The organism is Candidatus Deferrimicrobiaceae bacterium, assembly GCA_035256765.1.
Taxonomy (GTDB): domain Bacteria; phylum Desulfobacterota; class Deferrimicrobia; order Deferrimicrobiales; family Deferrimicrobiaceae; genus CSP1-8.
On the sequence record DATEXR010000029.1, the window covers coordinates 1 to 6455 of the forward strand.

Sequence of the window (6455 nt, forward strand, 5' to 3'; positions counted from 1 at the left end):
GGGGATCTGAGAGCCAGCATCGACAAACTTTCCGTGAACCTCATGGAGAAAGGGCTGGCGGATTACCGGGAGGGCCGGCTCGAGTCGGCCATCGCCACCTGGCGGCAGATCCTGGCCTACGACCCCTCCCACGAAGAGGCGACGAAATCGTTGCGCACAGCCGCCACCCAGCTCGAGAACCTGAAAAAAATCCCGCCGGCAACCGGGAAATAGCCGGGCGGCCAGGGCCTCTGGCTCGCGGAGGGGTCCTGGTTGCCGGCGGAGCAGCCGAGGAAGGGGGATACGAGCGGAGCTTTCCGGGAGGGAGGTCAAGCGCAGACTTGCGGGTGCATCGCAAGTCGAGCGACGAAGCGAGGAGCCCCCTCCGAGGATGCGGAGCAATAGCCACCCGCGAGCCTCGGGTACCGGGAGGCATACACGGATACATTGCCGTATTCAGGAATCGCGGCGGCGGAAGCAGCAGGGGATGAAAAGTTTTAAGAACGTCCCTATGCTTTTTTGCGGCGGCCGCTCAGGAAGTAGAGGATCGGCACGGTCATCCGGGACAGAAAGAGCGAGGCCACCTCCCCCGCCATGAGCGAAATCGCCAGCCCCTGGAAGATCGGGTCGAAGAGGATGACCGACGCCCCGACGATCACGGCGGCGGCGGTGAGCATCATCGGGCGGAACCGCACCGCACCCGCGTCGATGACCGCCTTGTCCAGCGGCATCCCCTGCTTGAGCCGAAGCTCCACGAAGTCGACGAGGATGATCGAGTTGCGCACCACGATCCCCGCGCCCGCGATGAAGCCGATCATGGACGTCGCCGTGAAGAAGGCCCCCATCAGCCCGTGGGCGGGGATGATCCCCACCAGGGAGAAGGGGATGACCGCCATGATCGTGAGGGGGGTCCGAAACGACTGGAACCATCCCACCACGAGGATGTAGATCAGCACGAGCACCGCGGCGAACGCCAGGCCCAGATCCCGGAAGACCTCGTAGGTGATGTGCCACTCCCCGTCCCATTTCATGGAGAACTTCTCCTCCGTGAACGGCTGGCTGGCCACATAGCGCGACAGCCGGTATCCGCCCGGCATCGTGAGCTTGTCGAGTGCCTCGTTGATTTTGAGGATCGCGTAGACGGGGCTCTCCACCTTGCCCGCCAAATCCGCGGTCACGTACACCACGGGCATCAGGTTCTTGTGGTAGATGCTCTTCTCCGCCGTCTCCTCCTCCACGCGGACGACCTCCCCGAGGGGAACCAGATTCCCCTGGCGACCCGCCATCCGGATCTGCCGCAAGGCCTCCACCCGGGACCGCTCGGCAGGGGGGAGACGCAGGAGGATCGGCACGTCCTCCTGCTCCCGGGGCTGGTGGAGGAGCCCCACCTCCGTCCCCTCCACGGCCAGCCGAAGCGTCGCGGCCACCTGCTCGGCGGACACTCCGTTCAAGGCGGCTTTCTCCTGGTCCACGGCGAAGCGGATTCTGGGCTGGTCGTCCTCCACGAACCAGTCCACGTCGACGACCCCTTCGCTCTTCTCGAAGATCTCCCGGACCTGCCGCGCCACCTCGATCTGCCCCCGGTAGTCGGGACCGTAGACTTCCGCCACCAGGGTCGAAAGGACCGGCGGACCGGGCGGAACTTCGGCCACCTTGACTCTCGCTCCGTGCCGGGCCGCCACCGCCTGGATCTTTGGCCGGACCCTCTTGGCGATGTCGTGGCTCTGATCCTTGCGGTCCTCCTTCGGGACCAGGTTCACCTGGATGTCCGCCTGGTTGGGCCCCCGGCGAAGGAAATAGTGGCGCACCAGGCCGTTGAAGTTGTAGGGGGAGGATGTCCCGACGTACATCTGGTAGTTCCGCACTTCCGGCACCGCGGCCACGACGGCGCCGATCTCCCGGGTGACCGCGGCCGTCTCCTCGAGGGTCGACCCTTCCGGCATGTCGATCACCACCTGGAACTCGCTCTTGTTGTCGAAGGGGAGCATCTTCACCTTCACGACCTGGAAGGCGAACAGCGACATCGCCCCCAGGAGGAGAAAGACGACGAGGAGCAAAAACCCGTAGCGCCACACGCGGACGTGGAGGAGCCGGTCCATGGCGCGCCGGTAATAGCGTGTGGTCCACCCCTCCTCGCCGTGGTGCGCCTTGCCCTCCCGGGAAAGGAGCCTGACGCTCGCCCAGGGGGTGACGATGAACGCCACGAGGAGCGAGAAGAGCATGGCCGCGGTCGCCCCCACGGGGATGGGGCGCATGTAGGGTCCCATGAGGCCGCGGACGAACGCCATGGGGAGGATGGCCGCGATCACCGCGAAGGTGGCGAGGATCGTGGGGTTCCCCACCTCGTCCACCGCCTTCACGGCGACCTCGGCGACCGGCCGACCCTCGTTCTCGGGGAGGCGGTAGTGGCGGACGATGTTCTCCACCACGACGATCGCGTCGTCGACCAGGATGCCGATGGAGAAGATGAGGGCGAACAGGGTCACCCGGTTGAGCGTGTAGCCGGTGAGGTAGAAGACGGCCAGGGTGAACGCCAGCGTGACGGGGATGGCGGTGGCCACGATCCCCGACTCCCGCAGACCCAGCGTGAACCAGATCAGGACCGACACCGAGAGGATGGCGATCAGCATGTGGAGGAGCAGCTCGTTGGACTTCTCCGCCGCCGTCTCGCCGTAGTTCCGGGTGACGGTCAGCCGTACCCCGTCCGGGATCGTCCTTCCCTTGATCTCCCCGACCTTCCCGATCACCTTGTCGGCGATCACGATCGCGTTGGTGCCCTTTCGCTTGGCGATCGAGAGGGTCACGGCCGGTGCGGAGGCAAGATCCTTCTCCTGCGCAGCGGGTCCCAGGCCGAAGAGAACGTAGTCCGCGGCTTCTTCCGGCCCGTCCACGATCTGCGCCACGTCCCGGAGGTACACGGGGCGCATGCCCGATGCCCCCACCACGACTTGCCCCACCTCCTCGGCGGTCCGCAGGAACCCCCCGGTCTCCACGAGGAACTCCCGGTTTCCGGAGGAGAAACTCCCCGACAGGAGCTGACGGTTGGCGGACGCAAGCATCGGGACCAGGGTCGCCGGGGCAATGCCGCGTGCCGCCATCCGCGCCGGGTCCAGGATCACCCGGACCTGGCGGCGTCTCCCCCCGATGACCTTGATCTCCGAGACGTCGGGAATCGTCTTGATCTGGTCGTTAAGCTCCGCCGCCACCCGGCGCAGGGCGTAGTGGTCGTACCGGTCGCCGGAAAGGGTGAGGGCGAGGATGGGGACGTCGTCGATGGACCGGGGCTTGACCAGGGGCGTGCTCGCCCCGGGAGGGATGAGGTCGAAGTTGGCGAACATCTTCTGGTTCAGGCGGACGATGCTTTTTTCCTCGTCCTCGCCCACCTTGAACCGGACGATCGCCATGGACTGCCCCGGAGCCGAGGTGGAGTAGATGTACTCCACCCCCGGGATCTCCCAGAGGAGCTTTTCCATCGGCTTGGTGACCCGCTCCTCCACCTCCCGGGCCGACGCCCCGGGCATCTGCACGAACACGTCGATCATGGGCACGATGATCTGCGGTTCTTCCTCCCGGGGGAGGAGAACCACGGCGCCCACGCCGAGGAACATCGAGGCGAGGACGATGAGCGGCGTCAGCCGGGAGTCGATGAAGGCGGAGGCGATCCGGCCCGCGATCCCTCGCCCTTGTTCCCTCATTTCCGGACCTCCACCCGGGCCCCGTCCACAAGTTTTTCCAGGGGGGAGATCGCGACGCGCGCCCCCGGCCCGATCCCCGAAAGGATCTCTACCTCGTCCCCGAACGCCTTGCCGGTCGTCACCATCACCAGGCGGGCCACGTTGTCCGCCGTGACGGTGTACAGCGCGTCATAGCCGCCCACGCGCGAGATCGCCTTCTGCGGGACGACCAGCAGGTCTTCCTCTCCCGTCGGGAACAGGACCCGCCCGAACATCCCGGTGCGCAGTGCCTGCCCCCCCGGGAGGTCCACCTTGACGGTGAACGTCCGGCTCGACGGGTCCACCTGCGGGACCACTTCGGAGATCGTCCCGGGGATTTCCTTACCCGGAGGCGTGCCCAAAACGACCCGGACCCGGGAGCCGACCTTGAGGGTGCCGATGTAGGTCTCCGGTACGGAGGCCTCGAGGCGGTATCGTCCCGTGTCCTCCAGGACCACGATGGGCACTCCGGGGACGGCCATCGCGCCGGCGTCGGCTTTCCTTTCGGTGACGATCCCGGAAAAAGGCGCCGTCACCCGGGTGTAGGAGAGCATCGCCCGGGCCGCGTCCGCCCGGGCCTTCGCCTGCGCGATCTTCGCGACCCCCTGGGCCCGCTTGTCCAGCGACCGCTCGTAGTCCTTGACCGCCACCGTCCGTTTGGCCTCCACCTCGTCGAACTCCTGGGGAGTTACGACCTTCTCCTCGAACAGCTTGCGGAACCGCTCGTACGTCTTCTCGGCGAGCGCCTTGCCCGCCTCCGCCTGCGCGATGGCGCGCTCGACCTCCTCGTTGCCGGCTTCCGCCTCGGCTACCATCGCCTCGGCGGCCGCAAGCTGTGCCCGGACCTGCGTGTCGTCGATCGTCGCCAGGAGCGCTCCTTTCTCCACCCGGGCCCCCTCCGCCACGGGAAGGGAGGTGACCCTTCCCATCATCTGGGGGGACACGGCGGCGATCGTTTTCGCCCGGACCGTCCCGACCGCCTCGGAAAACCTCTCCCGGGGGGCGGCTCCCGCCGTGACGACCTCCACGCCCGTCACCAGCGGCCTCTCCGCGGATGCCGGTCCGTGCTTCCCCTTCTCGCCGCACCCCGCCAACATTGCGGCGACTCCGGCAAGAAAGAAGATCCCGATGCCTTGCAATGCGAAGCGCCGGCCCGGCCCGCCGAAACGTCCCGTGAGGCGTCGTTTCCCCGTCATCGTCTCCTCCCCTTTCATCGGGGTTCCCCGGATTCGGGCAGCGCCCAGGACAGAAGCGTCCCGGAGGCGTACTCGAGCTGCGCCCGGGACTGCTGCAGATCGTTCTGCGCCCGGACCAGGTCGGCCCGCGCCCCGTTGAACGCGGTCTGCGCGTCCAGCAAATCGATCATCCGTCCGAGCTGGTTCTCGTACCTCGACCGGACAAGCCGCGTCCCTTCTTCCGCCGCGGCGACCGCGGCCCGGGCAATCTCCACGCGCCGGGCAGCCTCCTCGACCTGGAGGTACGACTGGGTCACCTGGAAGGCCGCGAAATCCTCCGCGCCGCGGTAGTACTCTCTCGCCTTCCCCCTTTCCGCGGACGCCCTCGCCACCTCGGCCTCGCGGCGCAGCCCGTCGAACAGGGTCCAGGAAAGCCCCACCCCCACCTTCCAGGTTTGGTTGTCGGGGGAGAAGATCCCGTCCTGCCCGTCGATCTGGTAGGCGCCCGTCACGCCTAATGTGGGAAGATAGTCCGATTTCCGGAGGCTCACGTTGGTGTCCGCGTTCTCGACCCGCAAGGAGAACGCGCGGAGATCGGACCGGTTGGCGCGGACCGCGGCGATCCTCCCCTCGAGCGTACCGGTTTCCGGCAGGGACGGAACCGGGGCCGAGACGTCCACCCGCGACCCTCCCGCCTCCCCCATCGCGAGCCCCAATCCCGTCTGCGCCTGGGCGAGGCGGCTTTCCGCCGTCACCTTGATGCTCTCCGCGGAGGCGAGAAAGACCCTGGCCCGAAGAACGTCGGAAGACAGCCCCATGCCGGCCCTCTCCATCACCTCCGCGATGCGGTGGTGCTCCCGGGCGTCGGACAGCCCCTGCTCCGCCACCCTGACATATTCCTTCGCGGTCAGGACATGGAGATAGGCCGTAAGAACCTGAAAGACCGTCTCCTCCTTCTTCCGCGAGACGTCGAGCCCGGTCGCATCCGCTTCGCGTCGCGCCATCACATAGCCCAGGTACGCCCGGGGCGCGAAGATCGGCTGCTCGAGCGTGAACGAGGTGATGTAGTCGTTGATCGGGGGGGCCTCGTTGAAGTTGCGCACGTCGGCGAAATCGGAGGCGAGAAGCCGCTCCTGGTTCAGCTTGAACGCGAAGGCCTCCGCCGGCACGTTCGTGCGCACGAACCGCTCCTCGAAGGCAAGCCTCGGCAGGTAGTTTCCGCGCGCGGCCTGGGCTTCCTTCTTCGCGGCGGTCCACCCGTATCCGGCTGCCGACACGCCCGCGTTGTTGCGCAGGGCCTTGGCAACCGCCCCGTGGAAATCGACCCCGTCCCCCGCGCCCGCGGAGGCAGGACCGAGTGCGGACCATGCAACAAGAAGAACGGCGCCATGAAAAATGGCCGCGGGAAATGGACGTCGAAACGGTCTGGCCATCGTCTTCTCCCCTTCCCTAAGAACAGGGACGTTCCTTCTATGACTGACCGGCTTGTCAAGAGGGAAGCGTAATAGCGATCAAGGTAGACGACGGTTCATCAGCCTTCTATGCGCGGGTTGGTTACCGCAGTGCGATGCTCCGGTCCGTCGGGGAG

General features: G+C 66.8%; 4 protein-coding genes. 1 reads left to right on the forward strand and 3 read right to left on the reverse strand.

The genetic code is table 11. The features are described from left to right. Window positions 1-213 (forward strand): hypothetical protein (locus VJ307_01070; protein HJX72717.1); only part of this gene is annotated, 213 nt, incomplete at its 5' end. Window positions 214-488: 275 nt separating this feature from the next. Here the strand turns inward: VJ307_01070 and VJ307_01075 are convergent. Genes VJ307_01075 through VJ307_01085 form a run of 3 tightly spaced genes read right to left on the reverse strand, consistent with a single transcriptional unit; the run spans window position 489 to window position 6300 of the window. Further along, complete coding sequence (locus VJ307_01075) at window positions 489-3674, reverse strand: efflux RND transporter permease subunit (GenBank protein HJX72718.1); 3186 nt, start codon at window positions 3672-3674, stop codon at window positions 489-491. Then, entirely contained in the window at window positions 3671-4888 is a 1218-nt protein-coding gene (locus VJ307_01080) for an efflux RND transporter periplasmic adaptor subunit (protein HJX72719.1), read from the reverse strand. Before VJ307_01080 ends, VJ307_01075 begins: the two co-directional genes overlap by 4 nt. Before the next feature lie 14 nt (window positions 4889-4902). Next, entirely contained in the window at window positions 4903-6300 is a 1398-nt protein-coding gene (locus tag VJ307_01085) for a TolC family protein (GenBank protein HJX72720.1), read from the reverse strand. Window positions 6301-6455: the final 155 nt, after the last annotated feature.

What these genes read in the sequence shown, in the direction of transcription:
- VJ307_01075 (HJX72718.1), bottom strand. Translation starts at nt 3,674, where the DNA reads ATGAGGGAACAAGGGCGAGGGATCGCGGGCCGGATCGCCTCCGCCTTC.
- VJ307_01080 (HJX72719.1), bottom strand. Translation starts at nt 4,888, where the DNA reads ATGACGGGGAAACGACGCCTCACGGGACGTTTCGGCGGGCCGGGCCGG.
- VJ307_01085 (HJX72720.1), bottom strand. Translation starts at nt 6,300, where the DNA reads ATGGCCAGACCGTTTCGACGTCCATTTCCCGCGGCCATTTTTCATGGC.